Raw genomic sequence first — 16564 nt, 5'->3', positions numbered from 1 at the left:
CCTAGTTAAATTCCGCCTCGAGGTCCGCCAGCCTTGCCGCCTGGTCCTCGGCGATCAGGGCGTTCAGCAGGGGATCGATGTCCCCCTCCATGATCTGCGGCAGGCTGTGCAGGGTCAGGTTGATGCGGTGGTCGCTGACCCGGCCTTGCGGATAGTTGTAGGTGCGGATGCGCTCGGAGCGGTCGCCCGAGCCGACCTGCGACTTGCGGGCGTCCGAGCGGGCGTTGTCCTTGGCCTGACGCTGCATGTCGTAGAGGCGGACGCGCAGGTTCTTCATCGCCTTGTCGCGGTTCACGTGCTGCGACTTCTCCGACGAGGTCACCACGATCCCGGTCGGGAAGTGGGTGATGCGCACGGCCGAGTCGGTCTTGTTGACGTGCTGACCGCCCGAGCCCGAGGCCCGGAAGGTGTCGATGCGGATGTCCTTGTCCTGGATATCGATTTCGACGTCCTCGACCTCGGGCAGGACGGCGACGGTCGCCGCCGAGGTGTGGATGCGGCCTTGCGTCTCCGTCGCCGGAACGCGCTGGACGCGGTGGACGCCCGATTCGAACTTCAGCCGCCCGAACACGCCGTCCCCGGTCACGGTGGCGATGATTTCCTTGTAGCCCCCGGCGTCGCCCTCGGTCGCCGAGTCCAGCTCGACCCGCCAGCCGCGCGAGGAGGCGTAGCGCGAATACATGCGGAACAGATCGCCGGCGAAGATGGCGGCCTCGTCCCCGCCGGTGCCGGCGCGCACTTCCAGCACGGCGGAGGCGTTCTCGTCGGCGTCGCGCGGGGCCAGCAAGAGGGCGACGTCGCGCTCCATCTCCGGCAGGCGGGCGTTCAGCGCCTCCAGCTCGTCGGCGGCCATGGCGGCCATCTCGGGATCTTCCGCCATGACGGCCAGATCCTCGATCTCGGCCCGCACCCTGGCCAGCGCTTGAACGGCGTCGGCGACCGGTTTCATCTCGGCGTGTTCCTTCGACAGCCGCACGATCTCCTGACCATCGGTGGCCGCGCCCATACGCGCCTCCACCTGATGGAAGCGGTCGAGCACCTGATCGAGCCGGGCCTGGGGCAGTCGCAAGGGAGAGGTCGCCTGTTCTGTGAGGAGGCGCGGTCTTACTCCGGGAGGTGCTGTAATGTCGAGGAATCCGCATTCGATGCGGCCGGACCGCGCGCTGGCGCGGTTGTGATCGGGCGTCACGATCCCGTCAGGGCCGGTTACCAATCCCGGGTTCGCGCCTTAGGTCCCCTTGAGCTGTTCAGTCCGGAGACCCCCATGTTCGATCGACCGCCTGAGTCCAAATCCGTCAACGCCGAGGCTCATGAGGCGGTCGAGCGCCTCTGCGCCCTCTACGACCGGCTGCTCGAACAGGTCGGCGACGGCGGCCTGTCGGACGCAGCCTCGGCCGAGCTCAGGGCCATGGCCGGCATCTACGACCTCGATCTTCAGCGGACCGACGCGGAAATCTGGTCGGATTTGCGCGCCGTTCTGGTGCGCCAGACGCCCCGTCCCAGGGCGGAGACCACCGCGACGACGGCGCCCGAACCCCTGACCCTTCTGCTGGTCGAGGACGATCCCGAGACCGCCGCCGACCTGACTTTCGCCCTTGTCGAGGCCGGGCACAGCGTCGTCGGGCCGTTCCAGAACGCCGAGGCGGCCGAGGCCGCGGCGGCGCTCCACCTCGTCGACCTGGCCCTGCTGGACATCAATCTCTCCGGAGAGGTCACCGGGATCGAGCTGGCGCGCACCCTGAAGGACCGCTGGGGTCTGCCGGCCCTGTTTCTGACCGGCGACATCGGCGCGGCCGCCCGCCATGCCGATCTGGCCGAAGCCCTGGTGCTCAAACCCTATACCGGCGCCCAGGTGCTGGAGGCGATCGCCCGGGTGACGGCTCACTAGACCTCCGGCCGGGAGGCGGGAGAAATACTCGCCCACGCAGCTAGGATTTGTCGCTTTACCGACTTCGACGCTCGTCCGAGAAGATCGAGAACCCACCGTTCAGCCTCAGCCAGAGCCGACCCGCCCCATGCACGACTTCCTGCTCTTCCTCGCGGTCGGCTTCCTGGCGCAATGCGTCGATGGAGCGCTCGGCATGGCCTATGGCGTCATCTCCTCGACGGTCCTGCTGGCCTTCGGCGTGCCGCCCGCCACGGCCTCGGCCAGCGTCCACGCCGCCGAGGTCTTCACCACCGCCGCCTCGGCCGGATCGCATGCCGCCAACAAGAATGTGAACTGGAAGCAGTTCGTGCCCCTGGCCGCCGGCGGCGTGGTCGGCGGCGTCATCGGCGCCTTCGTCCTGACCACCGTCAACGGCGATCTGCTCAAGCCCTGGATCACCGCCTATCTGTCGATCATGGGGCTGGTCATCATCTGGCGGGCCACCAAGAAGACCCGCGAGCGGGTGTTTCCGGTGAAGTTCACGGGGCCGCTGGGTCTGGTCGGCGGCTTCTTCGACGCCATCGGCGGCGGCGGCTGGGGCCCGACGGTCACCACCACCATGGTCGGCTCGGGTCAGGATCCGCGCATCTCGATCGGCACGACCAACACCGCCGAGTTCTTCGTCACGGCCGCCATTTCGGCGACCTTCCTCGCCGCCCTGCTGACCGGTCACTGGGACCAGGCCGAGGGCATCGCCAGCCATGCGACCGCCGTCGCGGGCCTGATCGTCGGCGGCCTGATCGCCGCTCCGCTCGCCGGGGTCATCGCCCGTATCGCGCCGCGTCAGGTCCTGACCTACGGCGTCGGCGCGGTCGTGCTCCTGTCTGCGGGCTACCAGGCCCTGCGGCTGTTCAAGGTGATCTGAAGCTATTCCGCCGCCACGCGGGCCGCGTCCTGGGCCGCGCGGGCGGCGTCCAGTTCGGCGGCCTTGGCCTCGACCAGTTCGACGATCTCGTCGACCATCTTCGCATTGTCGAGTTTGTGGGCGATCTTGCCGTTCAGATAGACCATGCCCGAGCCCTTGCCGCCGCCGGTGAAGCCGACGTCGGTGTAGAGGGCCTCGCCCGGGCCGTTCACGACGCAGCCGATGATCGACAGCGACATGGCGGTGGAGATATGGGCCAGCTTCTCTTCCAGCACGCCCACCGTCTCGATGACGTTGAAGCCCTGACGGGCGCAGGACGGGCAGGCGATGATGTTGACGCCCCGGTGGCGCAGGCCCAGCGACTTCAGGATGTCGAAGCCGACCTTGATCTCCTCGACCGGGTCGGCGGCCAGCGACACGCGAATGGTGTCGCCGATCCCGGCCCACAGCATGGAACCCATGCCGATGGAGGACTTGATCGTCCCGGTGCGCAACGGTCCCGCCTCGGTGACCCCGAGGTGCAGCGGGCAATCGATGGCCTCGGCCAGCTGCTGATAGGCGGCGACCGTCAGGAAGGGGTCGGACGCCTTCACCGAGATCTTGAACTCGTGGAAGTCGTGGTCCTGCAGGATGCGGGCGTGGTTGAGGGCGCTCTCGACCATGGCGTCGGGGCAGGGCTCGCCGTATTTCTCCAGCAGCTCCTTCTCCAGCGAGCCGGCGTTGACGCCGATGCGCATGGAGCAGCCGTGGTCCTTGGCCGCCTGGATGACTTCCTTCACCCGCGCCGCATTGCCGATATTGCCCGGATTGATGCGCAGGCAGGCGGCGCCAGCCTCGGCGGCCTCAATGCCGCGGCGGTAGTGGAAGTGGATATCGGCGACCAGCGGGACCTTGGCGGCCCTGGCGATGGTCTTGAAGGCGGCGGTGGAGTCCTCGTCGGGGCAGGAGACGCGGACGATGTCGGCCCCGGCCTCTTCCAGCTCACGGATCTGACCGATGGTCGCATTGGCGTCCGAGGTCAGGGTGTTGGTCATCGACTGGACGCTGATGGGCGCGTCGCCACCGACGGCGACGGACCCCACCATGATCTGGCGGCTCTTGCGGCGCTCGATGTGGCGCCAGGGACGGATATGCGAATGGTCGCTCATGTCAGACGCAAGATAGGCGCTTCATCGTGGCATGGCCATGACGCCGGCCAGGATTCAGCGCGGAGTCACCGCGGCGTTGAGGCCCTGCTGGGCCGCGACGGCATTGGCCTGGACCACCTGACCCGCCTGGGCCGCGGTCTGGGCGGCGGCCTGGTCGGCGGCGCGCTGGGCCGCGGCGGCCCTGGCCGAGGCTTCTGCGGCGACCTCGGCGGCGGTTTGCCGCGCCAGCTGTTCGGCGCGCTGGTTCAACTGGCTCAACGGCGTCAGGACGGCGGCCAGACCGCCCCCGTGCTCCCCGTTCAGATAGACGTCGAAGGCGGTCGGATCGGAGACGTCGACGGTGGCCGACAGGCCGATGGGCGCGCGCCAGCTTTCGCCGGCGGCCAGCTGACGGGCGAACAGGACGCGACCGTCGCCCATGCGCACGACCAGAGCCGCGGCCTTGCGCGCCTGCAGCACGACCTGTGAGGCGGTGGCGGCCGCGCCGTAGATGGCGCCGCGCGGGTTGAAGGCGGCCTGGACCGGCGGGGCCTTGGCGGCGGCGGCGGCGGCGACGGCTTCAAGGTCGGTGGGGTCAATGCCGGTCAGCTGGGCCTCGAGGCCGGGCGTGACATAGAGGGCGGGAATGGTCTGGTCCGGCGGGGCCGGGTGCGGGGCGCCGATGCTGACCGCGTGCTGGCCGGGCACGTCGCCCAGGGTCCAGCTTTCGGGGACGGAGGCGATGTCCGAGGGCTGCGGCGCGCGCAGCATGTTGACGCGCTGGAAGACGTTCCAGCCGACCACGGCGACGGCGATGGCCACGACGGCGGCGATGACGCGCGGCGAATAGCGGCGCACATCCTGGAAGGCGACGCCGACCGGCGCCTGCAGCGGGACCGAGCCGTCCGGGCTTTCGCGCTTGAAGCGTTCGACGGCCAGTTGTTCGTCCAGGCCCAGGGCCTCGGCATAGGCACGGACATAGCCGATGGCGAAGACGCGCGACGGCAGGGCCGAGAAGTCGCCCTCCTCGAGGGCGATCAGATAGCGGGTGTGGACGCGGGTGACGACCGACAACTCGGCCAGCGAACGGCCCGAGGCCTCGCGGGTGGCGCGCAATCCAGCGCCCAGAGTCGCGGCGTCGACGATGGAGGGCACAGGGTCCTTCCAGTCCGGATGTGACCGAAACTCATCGGGGACATTCCCCGTATCCAGCGCCATGAAGGCTGACCCCATACTCGGCGCGTCGTATCCCGAAACTGCGGGATGCCGATCATGCGCCGTACTCGACCAAGACGCGAACGATACCACAGTGGCCTCGTCGCTCTGAGCTCCCCCCGGAGATCGTTTTTTGTCGGTGTCTGGATATCGCATTTCAGCCGGTGGTTCAACGCTCTGTTAAGCATGACGGCGGCTCGCCCGGCAGGTGTGGCGCACTCTCCCCACACGCGAAATCGGGGAAAATGCGTCAGGGCGGGACGCGTCAGACCGCGACGTTCAACTTTCGCGCCAGACTTTCGATCTCGTTACGGATCGATCCGGCGGAGCTGCCCAGAAGGCTGGCCATGCCGCGCTTGGCGGCGGTCAGATCGGCGGAGAGGATCATCCGCTTGACGGGCCCGACGCCGCCCGCCGGCGCCGACAAACGGGTAAAGCCCAGCGTCAACAAGGCGAAGGCCTCCAGCGGCCGCCCGGCCAATTCTCCGCACACGGACACCGGCGTCCCGGTGTCGGCGCAGGCCTTCTGGATGGCCTGCAGGGCCCTCAGCGCCGGGGGCGACAGGGGGTCGTACCGGTCCGAAACCAGCGGATTGGTGCGGTCGGCGGCGTACATATACTGGAACAGGTCGTTGGACCCGACCGAGACGAAGTCGGTCAGGGGCAGGAGGGCGTCGAGGTGCCAGAGCACCGACGGGCATTCGATCATGGCCCCGACACGCAGCAGGGCGGGCAAAGGTCGCCCCCGACGCCGCGCCCAGTCGCATTCGACGTCGACCAGTTCGCGCGCGGCGCGGAACTCGTCCACCGTGGCGATCATCGGGAACATGACGCGCAGCTCGCGCCCGGCCCCGGCGGCCAGAAGCGCGCGCAGTTGCAGCCGCAGCAGCGACGGCCGGTCCAGCCCGAGGCGGATGGCGCGGCGGCCAAGCGCCGGATTCTCCTCCCGCTCGGTCGTCTCCATATAGGGCAGGACCTTGTCGCCGCCGATGTCGAGGGTGCGGAAGGTCACGGGCCGGTCGCCGGCGGCGTCCAGCACCAGCCTGTAGAGCGCCGTCTGACTGTCCAGACGCGGCAGTTCCTCGGAGACCATGAACTGGAACTCGGTACGGAACAGGCCGATGCCCTCGGCGCCCGTCTCGTCGAGGTTTTCCAGATCAACGGCCAGACCGGCGTTGGTCAGCAGGGAGATGCGCGTCCCGTCCGCGGTCACGGCGGGGACGTCGCGAAGCTTGGCGAACTCGGCCTGACGCTGGTCGCGCACGGCCATGCGCGACTGGACCGAGTCGAGCATGTCGGAGCGGGGCCGCAGATGGGCCTCGCCCGTCTCCCCGTCGACAATGACCAGGTCGCCTTCGCTGAGCCGGTCGCGCAGCCCCATCAAACGGCCGACGCAGGGGATGCCCAGGGCCCGCGCGACGATGGCCGCATGGCTGGCGGCCGAACCCTCTTCCAGCAGCAGGCCCTTCAGGGTCTCGCGTGGATATTCCAGCAGGTCGGCGGGGCCGAGGTTCCGGGCCACCAGGATAGCGTCGTCCGGCAGTTCGCGCTGGCCCGGATTGTCGCCGGCCAGGACGCGCAGCAGCCGGTTGGCCAGGTCCTCGAAGTCGTGCAGCCGCTCCTTGATATAGGGGTCACGCGCCTTGGCGAAGCGGGCGCGGTGTTCGTTCCTGACCCGGTCGACGGCGGCCTCGGCGGTCAGACCCGAACGGACGGCCTCGACCAGCGACCGGTTCCAGCCCCGGTCGTCGGCGAACATCCGATAGGTTTCCAGCACCTCGAACGACTGGCCGGCCAGCTTGCCCTGACCGCCCTCCAGCATGGCGTCGATGCCGGCCTTCAGATCGGCCAGACCCCGGTTCAGGGTCATCTCCTCCATGACCGGGTCGGAGGACAGCAGCTTCTCGGGCGCCAGCGGCGCCTCGTGCAGGATGACGTGACCGAAGGCGAGGCCTTCCGCGAACTTCTGGCCCTTCAGCCGTTCGGGCCGGTGCGGGGCAACCTCGACGTCGCGCAGCTCTTCCTGACCCAGCAGTTCGCCCGAGGCCACGGTTTCGGCCAGAACCATGGCGATGGTCTGGATGTCCTCGACTTCGTCGGGGTCGTAGCGGCGCTCGGCGCGGTTCTGGACGACCAGAACCCCGATGGCCCGGCCGCCGCGCAGCAGGGGGGCGCCGAGGAAGGCGTGGTAGGGGTCTTCGCCGGTTTCCGGACGATAGGCGAAGCTGGGGTGCGACGGGGCGTCCGACAGGCTGATGGGCTGGGCCATGCGCGCCACCTCGCCGACCAGACCCTCGCCGGGCCTCAGACGGGTGTTGTGCACGGCCTCGCGGTTCAGGCCCTCGGTCGCGAATAGCTCCAACTCGCCCGAGGCGCGGCGCAGATAGATGGAACAGACCTCGGCGACCATCGACTGGGCGATGGTGCGCACGACGCGATCCAGCCGTTCCTGGGCCGGAGCCGCGCCGGCCATGGCCTCACGGATCTGGCGCAGGAGGTTGCGTGGCCCCCTCGTCGTCAATCCGCCGCCTATAGGCATCCGCCCTCCCGTCTCGAGCTCCCCAGATAGGGAGCTACTGTGACGCTATCTATAGCGCATCCAGTCCGTATGCCGAATGAAGTGCACGAACCGCGAGTTCCGCATAGGCGTCTTCGATCAGGACACTGATCTTGATCTCGGAGGTCGAGATGGCCTGGAACTTCACGCCCTTGTCGGCGAGGGCGCGGAACATGGTCTGGGCGACGCCCGCGTGGCTGCGCATCCCGACCCCGATGACCGAGACCTTGGCCACATCGGCGTCGACGCGGATTTCCTCGAACCTGATCTCGTCCTTGGCGGCCGTCATCAGCTCCTCGGCCCGGACGGCGTCGCGGCGGCCCGTGGTGAAGGTCAGATTGACCCCGCCGGCGGTGCGCGCCTGGGACTGGACGATCATGTCCACATTGACGTTGGCCTCGGCCAGACGGGTGAAGACGTCCGCCGGGGCGTCGGTGCGATCCGCCAGACCCAGCAGGGTGATGCGCGCCTCGTCGCGGCTGACGGTCACGCCCGAAACGATGCGCTTTTCCACGATATCTTCCTCGTCACAGATCAGGGTGCCGGCTCCCACCGGCAGATTTCCGTTTTCGTCGGGTTCGACGAAGCTCGACAGGACCCGCACGGGCACCTGCTTGGCCATGGCCAGTTCGACCGACCGGGTCTGGAGCACCTTTGCGCCCAGTGACGCCATCTCCAGCATCTCTTCATAGGAGACCCGGTTCAGTTTGGTGGCCTTCTTCTCGATGCGCGGGTCGGTCGTATAGACGCCGTCCACGTCGGTATAGATGTCGCACGGGCAGTCCAGCGCCGCCGCCACCGCCACCGCCGAGGTGTCGGAGCCGCCGCGACCGAGCGTCGTGATCCGGCCGCCGGCCGTGACGCCCTGGAAACCCGGGATCACGGCGATCTCGCCCAGATCCATGGCCCCGCCCAGCACCTCGCCCGGCACGTCCTCGATGCGGGCGCGGCCGTGGGCGTCGTCGGTGATGATCGGGATTTGCCAGCCCATCCAGCTGCGGGCGTTGTGACCCATGTTTCGCAGGGTCAGGGCCAACAGGCCGGCGGTCACCTGTTCGCCCGAGGCGACCACCACGTCGTATTCGTCGTCGGACAGGGGCAGGCCTTGCGCAGCGGGGCCGGCGCCGTCGGTCCAGGCGACCAGCTCATTGGTCTTGCCCGCCATGGCCGACACGACCACGGCGACCTGTTTGCCCGATTTGACCTCGGCGGCGACGATGCGCGCGGCGCGGCGGATCCGCTCCAGGTCGCCCATGGAGGTGCCGCCGAATTTCATCACCAGCCGCGAGGCCGGCGCCGAAGAGTCAGATCGTGTGGTCTCGGGCCGCGTCATCCTGGCGGTCACCCCTATCTTGCGTGAAATCGTCCGGCGGTTCATGCCTCCGGGATGGCCGCTTCTAACGACACCGGAACCCTCGTGAAACCCCAAAGCGGCGCGGCTTTTTCTGAGATCGACGATCAGATCGCCTCGGGTCCTTCGATCGATCCGGCCGACGTCGCGCGGTTTTCGGCCCAGGCTGCCCTGTGGTGGGACGCCCATGGCCCCTTCGCGCCGCTGCACCGGTTCAACCCCAGCCGTCTGGCCTTCGTGCGCGACCGGGTCGCCGAACGCTTCGACCGCAACACCCGTGAGCGGGCGCCGTTCAGGGGGCTGAGTCTGATCGACATCGGCTGCGGCGGCGGTCTGCTGGCCGAACCCATGTCGCGCATGGGTTTCGACGTCACCGCCATCGACGCCTCGTCCGAGAACATCGGCACCGCCCGCGCCCATGCCGAGCCGCAAGGCCTGCCCATCGCCTATCGCTCCGCCACCGTGGAGCAGATGGAGGCTGCCATGAACGCGGGAGACGCGGGACCGTTCGACGTCGTCCTGACCATGGAGGTGATCGAGCATGTCGCCGATCCCGAGGCCTTCGTCCGCGCCTGTTCGCGGCTGGTCGCCCCGGGCGGGATGATGATCGTCGCCACCCTCAACCGCAGCCTGAAGGGGCTGCTGCTCGGCAAGATCGCGGCCGAATACGTCCTGCGCTGGGTGCCCGCCGGAACCCACGACTGGCGCCAATTCCTCAAGCCCGACGAAATCCGGCTGATGCTGTCGAAGGAGCCGGTGGCGGTGACCGGCCCCTATGGCCTCGCCTACGACCTGTTGACGGATCGCTGGGCGGAGAGCGACGATACGGACATCAACTATATGATGATCGCGACCAGAGACTGAGATCCGATATGCCGCTGGACCTGCCCCCCGCCCCTCACGCCTATGTGCAACCCGCCTCGGCCCGACCCGACCCAGTCCAGACCGCGCCGGCTCCCCGCCGACCCGCAGCCCAGGACCCGCTCAACGCCCCGCCCCTGGTCGGCGTCGTCGGGGTATGCGTGCGCTGGAACGCGGCCGATCCCCTGCATGTCGCCGAGGTCGTCGTCGTGACGCCTTCGGGCAATCCGACGCTGGACACCGCCATCGTGCCGACCGTGAAGGCCAACAGCTGGCCCAGGCCCGCGGGTGACACGGGCGGCTGGACGGGGCGCTATGTCGCCATCGGCGAGCCGGCTCCGGCCGGGCCGCCGCCGAGCTGCGACAGGCTTCCGGCCCACACGGGCCACTGAGCCGGCGCGACCGACCGCGCGGCCGATTGGGCGGCCAAGCTTACCGCGATTTCACCTACCTTGCGGTGATGTAACGGGTTTTCCGGCGCGCGCGGTGGGATGACAGGGGTATCGAAACCCCGGAGCCATCCCATGAAACGCCTTCTGATCCTCGCCGCCGCCGCAGCCGTCGCCCTGTCGACCTCGGCCTGCGTCACCGTCATCGACGCCAGTGACGACCACGACCTCGCCTGGCACGGCGAGAACGCCCAGCCCTTCGACGCCGCCCGCGACCAATGCCGCCGCGAGACCCATCACGGCCACCATTCCGAAGCCTTCTACGCGTGTATGGCCGGCAAGGGCTGGACCCGCAGTTAAGGCTTACAGCCTGCGGATCATGTAGCGGGCGTCCGGGCCGTAGCTGGCCAGCTTGGCCCGGACGGCGTCGTTCTCGCGCACCGTAAAGCCCTGTTTCGTCCAGAAGCCGACCGCGTCATTGACCGCCACGAGCGCGATGGCGGACCAGCGCCTCGACCGGGCCTGGTCCGCCAGTTGTTCGACGATGCCCCGGGTCGCCCCGGTCCCCCGCACGTCGGGCCGCAGGGCGAGGTCGTGCAGATAGATGACGTCCGCGTCGTCGGGGAGGACCTCGATGAGGCTGTTCACCGGCGGGGCGCCGTCGATCCGCCACGGATAGCTGACGGCGTAGCCTACGGCCTCGCCATCGGCTTCAGCCAGCACGAAGCAGCCCTGCGCCGCCAGCGCCAGCCGATTGGCGAACATCGGCCGCCCCTCGAAATGGTCGGGGAAACTGACAAAGGCGATGGCGGCGACGGCGTCGAGATCGCTCTCGGTCATCGGCCGCCATGCCAGGGCCGTGGGAAGCGTGTTCAGGTCGGGCATCGGGTGTTGAGGTCGGCCTTGCGGTAGGACCAGCTCATCGACTGGTCGCGGTCGCCCATATGGCCCTCGATGCGGGCGTTGAGAACATCGCCGACACGTTCGTAGATGACCCGCTGCGGGAAATCGTGCCCGGCGTTCTCGAACACGACCCGCGTCCCGGACGCTTCCTTCGCGGGGAAGGCGACCGGCGGGGCGCCGTTGACCCCGGCGAAATAGGCGACGTTTCCACCCGCCGATGAGGCCGGAGAGATGCGGCTGGATTCGAACCCGGTCAGTTTGCCGCCTTCGAGGGTCAGGGCCGTGCCCAGCATCAGGCCGCCGCGCGGATCGCTCCAGGTTTCCGACACCTCCCGCCCGTCGTCGCAGGACAGCCAGTAGCCGCTCATCCACGACAGCTGGTCGGCGGTGACGGGCGAAGATTGCAGGATCAGGGCGGCGGCGAAGGTCGAGAGCATCATGTCGGTCTCCAGCGAAGGTGCGGCGCGACCCTAGAGCGGCGAATGGGGCGAAGGCTTGTAGGTTTGCGACGCGATGGAGCGCGCCAGCTCCATCTGGTCCCGCGCCCATTGGGTAGCCGTGCAGCCGAGGTAGCGCTGAAAATCCCGCGCCATCTGCGGCTGGTCGAAATAGCCGGCGGCGAGACCGGCCTCCAGCCAGGAGACCGCATCGGCTTCCGGATCGTTGAGGTGGTCGAAGACGCGGCGGAACCTCAGGATGGAGCGGAACTCGCGCGGCGAGATCCCGACCCGGTCGCGGAACCGGCGCTGGAGGGCGCGCTGTTCGGCCTGGCTGCGCGAGGCGGGCGGCTGTTCGGCCTGGGCCGCGTCGATCTCGGCCCGAACCTCGGGGTCGAGGGACCAGCCGGCCCGCAGACGTTCGGCCTCCAGCAGGGCGACCATGACCGCGACCTGCCCCTCCGGATCGCCGGCGGGCGTGGTGACCCCGGCCAGCCGCCCGGTCATGTCCAGTCTTTGGTCGACGGCCAGATGGGCCGACATCCCCAGCCAGTCGCGGGCGCCGTCGGGCTCGAACCGGACGGCGACCAGTTCGATCGGGCCGACGGGGCGCAGGGCCAGGGGCCGGGTCATCTGGCCCGCGAACAGGGCGGGCGGCTGCAGGCGGAAGAGGCCGTCGGGCCCCTCCTCCTCATAAGGACTGCCGATGTCGAGGATCAGCTCGGGGCAGCCGTCCGGCGCGATCCGCTGCACGGCGCCCGAGGGCGACGGCGAGGCATAGGTCCAGATGGTTCGGACAAAGAGGCGAAGCGATGCGGGCGGCTCATGCTCCGCGTACCGCTCCTGATTGTCGTCCGCCCCCGCGTCCATGACCTCAGTTGACCTTGGCGGGGTCCGGCGGGGCGGCGGGCAGGGGCGAACAGGGCACCCCGTCGTCCTTCAGCTTCTTCACCTCGGCGGGCGTGGCCTCGCCATAGATTTCGCGCTTCTCGGATCGGCCCTCATGGATGTCGCGGGCCTCGCGGGCGAAACTGTCGCCGACATAGTCGAAATTCTGCTCGACATGGGCGCGCACCTCACGGGCCGCCTCCAGCATCATCGACTGCATCTTCGCGGCCATCTCAGGAGCCGGCGACGACCGCTTCGTACCCGACACCGCCGGGGCCATGATCTGTTTCGCCACACTGTGCGAACCGCAGAAGGGGCATTCGACCAGACCGCGTTGCGCCTGGTTGTCATAGTCGGAGGACGAGCCGAACCAGGCCTCGAAGGTGTGGGCCTGATCGCAGACGAGGGCATAACGGATCATCAGAGCGGACCGGCGAATTCGCGGTCGTGCTTCAGAGCCGGGACCGAGGTGCGGGCCTTTTCGACGGCGGATAGATCGAGCGTCGCACGCAGGACGGCGGGTTCGTCGTGATCCAGCTTGGCGACCACCTCGCCCCACGGCCCGACGACGATGGACCGGCCCCAGGTCTTGCGGCCGTCCTCGTGCAGGCCGCCCTGGGCGGGGGCCAGGACGAAGGCGCCGGTCTCGATGGCCCGGGCGCGCAGCAGGGTCTCCCAATGGGCCTCGCCGGTCGGGACGGTGAAGGCGGCGGGCACGGAGATCATCGCCGCCCCGGCCTTGGCCAGTTGGCGATAGAGATGCGGGAAGCGGACGTCGTAGCAGACGCTCATCCCCAGACGGCCCCAGGGGGTGTCGACGACCGTCGCCCCGTCGCCGGGCCGGATGGTCGCACTTTCCCGGTACGTCTCGCCATTGGCCAGATCCACGTCGAAGACGTGCAGCTTGTCATAGCGGCCTACCACCCCGCCGTTGGCGTCGATCAACAGGGACCGATTGGCGGCGCGGTCGTCGCCCGCCACGCCCGACTTGACCACCGCCGAACCGATCAGGATCCACACGCCCAGCTCCGCCGCCAGACGGCGCAGGCCCAGGATGACGCCGTCCTGATCCTCATCGGTGACCCACTGACCCTTCCGGTCGCGTCGTTGCTCGACGAGGTTCGAGACCTCAGGCGTCAGGACGAATTTCGCCCCCGCCGCGACGGCCTCGCGGATCAGGGGTTCGATATGGGCCAGCCCGGCCTCGGGCGTCGCCGGGGTCCGCGTCTGGATCAGGGCGATCTCGAGCCCGGCGCTCATCTGATCAGGCGGCCAGCAGCGGGTCGAGGCCACCCTTGCGTTCCAGGGCCTGGATGTCGTCGCAGCCGCCGATGTGCTGGCCGTTGATGAAGATCTGCGGGAAGGTGGCGCGGCCGCCCGACTTCTCGACCATCTCGGCCTTCTTCTCGGGATCGTTGGAGGCGACGATCTCGGTGAACTCGGCGCCCTTCTTGTTCAGCAGGGCGAGGGCCGACGAGCAATAGGGGCAACCGGGCTTGGTGTAGATGACGATCTCGGCCATGCGGCGAACTCCGACAAAATGGTGGTCTGACCTGACGGGAAATCGCGTCGGGTCGAATTGGGATGCTCCTATGTAGGAAGAATTCTCGCGGTGCGCACCCGTGCAATGACGGCCAGATCAACGGCTCGCGCCCCGGCGGCCAGAAGGGTCTTCGCACAGGCCTCGCCGGTCGCACCCGTGGTCAGGACGTCGTCGATCAGCAGGATGCGCCGTCCCTTGATCCGCCGGGCGCCCGCCTCGGTGACGGCGAAGGCGGATTTGACGTTCAGCCGCCGCCCGCGTGCGCTCTTGCCGCCCTGCGTCGCCGTCCGCTCCGTCCGGACCAGGGCGTCGGGCAGGTAGTCGAGGCCGGCGGTGCGGGCCAGCGGCCTGGCGATCTCGGCGGCCTGGTTGAAGCGCCGCGACAGCAGCCGCATCCGGTGCAGGGGGACCGGGACCACGGCGTCCGCCCCGGCGACCAGATCGGAGGCGGCGCGGCTGATCCAGCGGGCGAACAGGGCCGAAAACTGCTGCTGGTCGCCGTGCTTGTACTTCAGGATCAGGCCGCGCGAGGCCTCGTCGTAGACGCAGGCCGCCCGGGCCCGGGCGAAGGCGTAGGGCTGGGCCAGACAGGCGGCGCAGCGTTCCGACGCGAATTCGCCGCCGTCGAACTCGAAGGCGGCACCGCAGCCGTCGCAGACGGGCGTCTCCAGAAAGATTACCCGGCTCCAGGCGTCGGGGCTGAGGCCTGCGGCGGCCGTCGCCTCGCGGCTGTCGTGGGCCAGGGGCGGCAAGATCAGGTCGGCCAGCCCGCGCCCGATATCGGAAAGGCGGGGCAAGACGGGACGCGGAAACCGGAGTAGGGGGCGTGGCGCGATCGCCGCCGCTTCCCATCCGTCCTCCGAATCCCCATCCTGACTGCTCATGACGTCCCCCTCCGCCTCTTCCGGCCCTCCCCGGATCTTCGACGCCGCCCGCCGGGCCGCCCGGCTGAGGCGATCGGCGCCGCGTTTTCGCGAGGCCGACTTCCTGCACGTCAGGGCTGCGGACGGCGCCGTGGACAGCCTTGAGGCGATCCTGCGCGACTTTCCCGTCGCCGTCGACCTCTCCGCACGGCCCGAGGCCTTCGCAGGCCTGCTGGCCGACAGTCCGGCGTCGAAGCGGGTCGGTCCGGTCCGCGTCCTGAACGCCGGCGCCGCCGCGCCCGGCGCCGAGGCGCTGGGGCTCGAGGACGGCTCGGCCGATCTGATCGTCTCCCTGATGACCCTGCACTGGGCCAATGACCTGCCGGGAGCCCTCAGCCAGATCCGCCGCGCCCTGAAGCCTGACGGCCTGTTCCTCGGCACACTGCTGGGAGCCGCGACCCTGAAGGAATTGCGCGCGGTCCTGACCGAGGCCGAACTGGCCGAGCGCGGCGGGGCCCAGGCCCGGGTCTCGCCCTTCGCCGACGGCTATGACGGCGCGGCCCTGCTGCAGCGGGCGGGCTTCACCCTGCCGGTCTCGGACGTCGACCGGGTCACGGTCCGTTATCCGGACCTCTTCGCCCTGATCCGCGACCTCAGGGCCATGGGCGAGACCAATCAGCTGGCCGGGACGATCCGCCCCCTGACGCGCGGCATCCTGATGCGCGCCGCCGCCCTGTATGCGGAAAAGTACGGCGAACCCGACGGCCGGATTCCAGCGACCTTCGAGATCGTCAACCTGGCCGGCTGGGCCCCGCACGAAAGCCAGCAAAAGCCCCTGCCGCGCGGCTCGGCCAAGGCGCGGCTGGCGGACGTCCTCGGGGTGACCGAGCACAAGGACTAGGGACGGGGATCGACGGCCTCAGCCGCCGGTCATGCCGCCGGAGATGGCGATGAAGGCGGTGTTGAAGATGGCGCTGGCCTTGTTGCCGAAGGCGGTCACGGCGCTGACGATGACCACGAAGATCAGGGAGATGATCAGGCCGTATTCGATGGCGGTGGCGCCGGATTCGTCGCTCTGGAATCGGGTCAGGAAGCGGGCGCTCAACTTGCGCATCGGGTCCTCCTGCCTCTGACGCCTTCTGGCGCCGCTTCAGAGTAGGTCGCGCAGCCAGGCGACCAGCGGAGCGTCGGCGGGCGGCATGGGATAGTCCGGCAGCTTGTCCGGCTTCACCCAGGCCAGGGCGGCGTGTTCGTGAGCCACGACCACGCCGGACCAGCGTCGGCACAGGTAAAGTGGCATCAGAAGGTGAAAGCTTTCGAAAGCGTGGCTGGCGAAAACGAAGGGGGCGAGGCAGCTTTCGGTGACCTCGATGCCCAGTTCCTCGCGCAGTTCGCGGATCAGGGCGGCTTCCGGCCGCTCGCCGGGCTCGACCTTGCCGCCGGGAAACTCCCACAGACCCGCCAGTTGCTTGCCCTCGGGCCGTTTGGCGATCAGCACCCGGCCGTCCACGTCGATCAGGGCGACGGCGACCACAAGCACGGTGGGGAGGACGGCGGGCGGGACGGATTCGGTCATATGAGGCCTCTACACTGGTCTGATTTCCGCGTCGTGGTCGCGCGACTGCAATCTTTCGTCAC

Annotated in this window: 20 protein-coding genes; 6 read left to right on the top strand and 14 right to left on the bottom strand. The window is 69.0% G+C overall.

The features are described 5' to 3' along the window. Nucleotide 1: 1 nt before the first annotated feature. Nucleotides 2-1069 (bottom strand): peptide chain release factor 1, encoded by a 1068-nt coding sequence (prfA, locus tag ACW172_RS08335; RefSeq protein WP_492034710.1) that lies wholly within the window; start codon nucleotides 1067-1069, stop codon nucleotides 2-4. A 195-nt stretch (nucleotides 1070-1264) separates the two neighbouring features. Here prfA and ACW172_RS08330 point away from each other — a divergent pair, with 195 nt between their 5' ends. Together ACW172_RS08330 and ACW172_RS08325 are read left to right on the top strand one after the other, a co-directional pair. Further along, entirely contained in the window at nucleotides 1265-1888 is a 624-nt protein-coding gene (locus ACW172_RS08330; protein WP_492034709.1) for a response regulator, read from the top strand. 127 nt (nucleotides 1889-2015) lie between these two features. Next, nucleotides 2016-2792 carry a sulfite exporter TauE/SafE family protein gene (locus tag ACW172_RS08325; RefSeq protein WP_492034708.1) on the top strand — a complete coding sequence of 259 codons (777 nt, stop codon included), beginning with the start codon at nucleotides 2016-2018 and terminating at the stop codon, nucleotides 2790-2792. 2 nt (nucleotides 2793-2794) lie between these two features. Here the strand turns inward: ACW172_RS08325 and ispG are convergent, their stop codons facing one another. The 4 genes from ispG to ACW172_RS08305 all read right to left on the bottom strand — a co-directional run bounded on the left by ispG (nucleotide 2795) and on the right by ACW172_RS08305 (nucleotide 9024). After that, nucleotides 2795-3940, bottom strand: coding sequence for a flavodoxin-dependent (E)-4-hydroxy-3-methylbut-2-enyl-diphosphate synthase (gene ispG, locus ACW172_RS08320; RefSeq protein WP_492034707.1), 1146 nt, complete (start codon nucleotides 3938-3940; stop codon nucleotides 2795-2797). Between the two features lie 54 nt (nucleotides 3941-3994). Further along, nucleotides 3995-5074: a helix-turn-helix domain-containing protein gene (locus tag ACW172_RS08315; protein ID WP_492034706.1), complete on the bottom strand. Its 1080-nt coding sequence runs from the start codon at nucleotides 5072-5074 to the stop codon at nucleotides 3995-3997. Nucleotides 5075-5399: 325 nt separating this feature from the next. Then, nucleotides 5400-7673, bottom strand: a complete 2274-nt coding sequence (gene ptsP, locus ACW172_RS08310; RefSeq protein WP_492034705.1) for a phosphoenolpyruvate--protein phosphotransferase — start codon at nucleotides 7671-7673, stop codon at nucleotides 5400-5402. Nucleotides 7674-7722: 49 nt separating this feature from the next. Beyond that, the gene (locus tag ACW172_RS08305) at nucleotides 7723-9024 is read right to left on the bottom strand and encodes an aspartate kinase (RefSeq protein ID WP_492034961.1); all 1302 of its coding nucleotides are present in this window, start codon (nucleotides 9022-9024) and stop codon (nucleotides 7723-7725) included. Between the two features lie 117 nt (nucleotides 9025-9141). On the opposite strand from ACW172_RS08305, the gene ubiG reads away from it, so the two are divergent. The 3 genes from ubiG (at nucleotide 9142) to ACW172_RS08290 (ending at nucleotide 10652) form a co-directional block, all read left to right on the top strand. Further along, nucleotides 9142-9906, top strand: a complete 765-nt coding sequence (gene ubiG / locus ACW172_RS08300) for a bifunctional 2-polyprenyl-6-hydroxyphenol methylase/3-demethylubiquinol 3-O-methyltransferase UbiG (protein ID WP_492034960.1) — start codon at nucleotides 9142-9144, stop codon at nucleotides 9904-9906. Between the two features lie 8 nt (nucleotides 9907-9914). Next, nucleotides 9915-10295: a hypothetical protein gene (locus ACW172_RS08295; protein ID WP_492034704.1), complete on the top strand. Its 381-nt coding sequence runs from the start codon at nucleotides 9915-9917 to the stop codon at nucleotides 10293-10295. A gap of 132 nt (nucleotides 10296-10427) precedes the next feature. After that, nucleotides 10428-10652 (top strand): hypothetical protein, encoded by a 225-nt coding sequence (locus ACW172_RS08290; RefSeq protein WP_492034703.1) that lies wholly within the window; start codon nucleotides 10428-10430, stop codon nucleotides 10650-10652. Between the two features lie 3 nt (nucleotides 10653-10655). Here the strand turns inward: ACW172_RS08290 and ACW172_RS08285 are convergent, their stop codons facing one another. From ACW172_RS08285 to ACW172_RS08255, 7 genes are all read right to left on the bottom strand, one after another. Then, nucleotides 10656-11177, bottom strand: coding sequence for a GNAT family N-acetyltransferase (locus tag ACW172_RS08285; protein WP_492034702.1), 522 nt, complete (start codon nucleotides 11175-11177; stop codon nucleotides 10656-10658). Further along, nucleotides 11165-11635 (bottom strand): DUF6265 family protein, encoded by a 471-nt coding sequence (locus tag ACW172_RS08280; RefSeq protein ID WP_492034701.1) that lies wholly within the window; start codon nucleotides 11633-11635, stop codon nucleotides 11165-11167. Before ACW172_RS08280 ends, ACW172_RS08285 begins: the two co-directional genes overlap by 13 nt. A 30-nt stretch (nucleotides 11636-11665) precedes the next feature. Then, on the bottom strand, nucleotides 11666-12502 hold the full coding sequence (locus ACW172_RS08275) for an AraC family transcriptional regulator (RefSeq protein WP_492034700.1): 837 nt from the start codon (nucleotides 12500-12502) through the stop codon (nucleotides 11666-11668). A gap of 4 nt (nucleotides 12503-12506) precedes the next feature. Further along, nucleotides 12507-12941, bottom strand: coding sequence for a DUF1178 family protein (locus ACW172_RS08270; RefSeq protein ID WP_492034699.1), 435 nt, complete (start codon nucleotides 12939-12941; stop codon nucleotides 12507-12509). Next, nucleotides 12941-13780 carry a carbon-nitrogen hydrolase family protein gene (locus ACW172_RS08265; RefSeq protein ID WP_492034959.1) on the bottom strand — a complete coding sequence of 280 codons (840 nt, stop codon included), beginning with the start codon at nucleotides 13778-13780 and terminating at the stop codon, nucleotides 12941-12943. Before ACW172_RS08265 ends, ACW172_RS08270 begins: the two co-directional genes overlap by 1 nt. 4 nt (nucleotides 13781-13784) lie before the next feature. After that, complete coding sequence (grxC, locus tag ACW172_RS08260) at nucleotides 13785-14042, bottom strand: glutaredoxin 3 (protein WP_492034698.1); 258 nt, start codon at nucleotides 14040-14042, stop codon at nucleotides 13785-13787. Nucleotides 14043-14110: 68 nt separating this feature from the next. After that, nucleotides 14111-14947, bottom strand: coding sequence for a ComFC family protein (locus ACW172_RS08255; protein WP_492034697.1), 837 nt, complete (start codon nucleotides 14945-14947; stop codon nucleotides 14111-14113). Between ACW172_RS08255 and ACW172_RS08250 the strand changes: the two genes are divergently transcribed. Beyond that, complete coding sequence (locus ACW172_RS08250) at nucleotides 14946-15827, top strand: methyltransferase domain-containing protein (protein WP_492034696.1); 882 nt, start codon at nucleotides 14946-14948, stop codon at nucleotides 15825-15827. The genes ACW172_RS08255 and ACW172_RS08250 overlap by 2 nt on opposite strands. 18 nt (nucleotides 15828-15845) lie before the next feature. Here the strand turns inward: ACW172_RS08250 and ACW172_RS08245 are convergent, their stop codons facing one another. Both ACW172_RS08245 and ACW172_RS08240 read right to left on the bottom strand, forming a co-directional pair. Then, nucleotides 15846-16040 carry a Flp family type IVb pilin gene (locus ACW172_RS08245; RefSeq protein WP_492034695.1) on the bottom strand — a complete coding sequence of 65 codons (195 nt, stop codon included), beginning with the start codon at nucleotides 16038-16040 and terminating at the stop codon, nucleotides 15846-15848. A gap of 36 nt (nucleotides 16041-16076) precedes the next feature. After that, nucleotides 16077-16502, bottom strand: a complete 426-nt coding sequence (locus tag ACW172_RS08240; RefSeq protein WP_492034694.1) for a (deoxy)nucleoside triphosphate pyrophosphohydrolase — start codon at nucleotides 16500-16502, stop codon at nucleotides 16077-16079. Between the last annotated feature and the right edge of the window lie 62 nt (nucleotides 16503-16564).

The sequence above is a fragment of the Brevundimonas sp. ALps5 genome (genome assembly GCF_058681645.1).
This window is presented reverse-complemented; position numbering and strand designations above follow the sequence as displayed.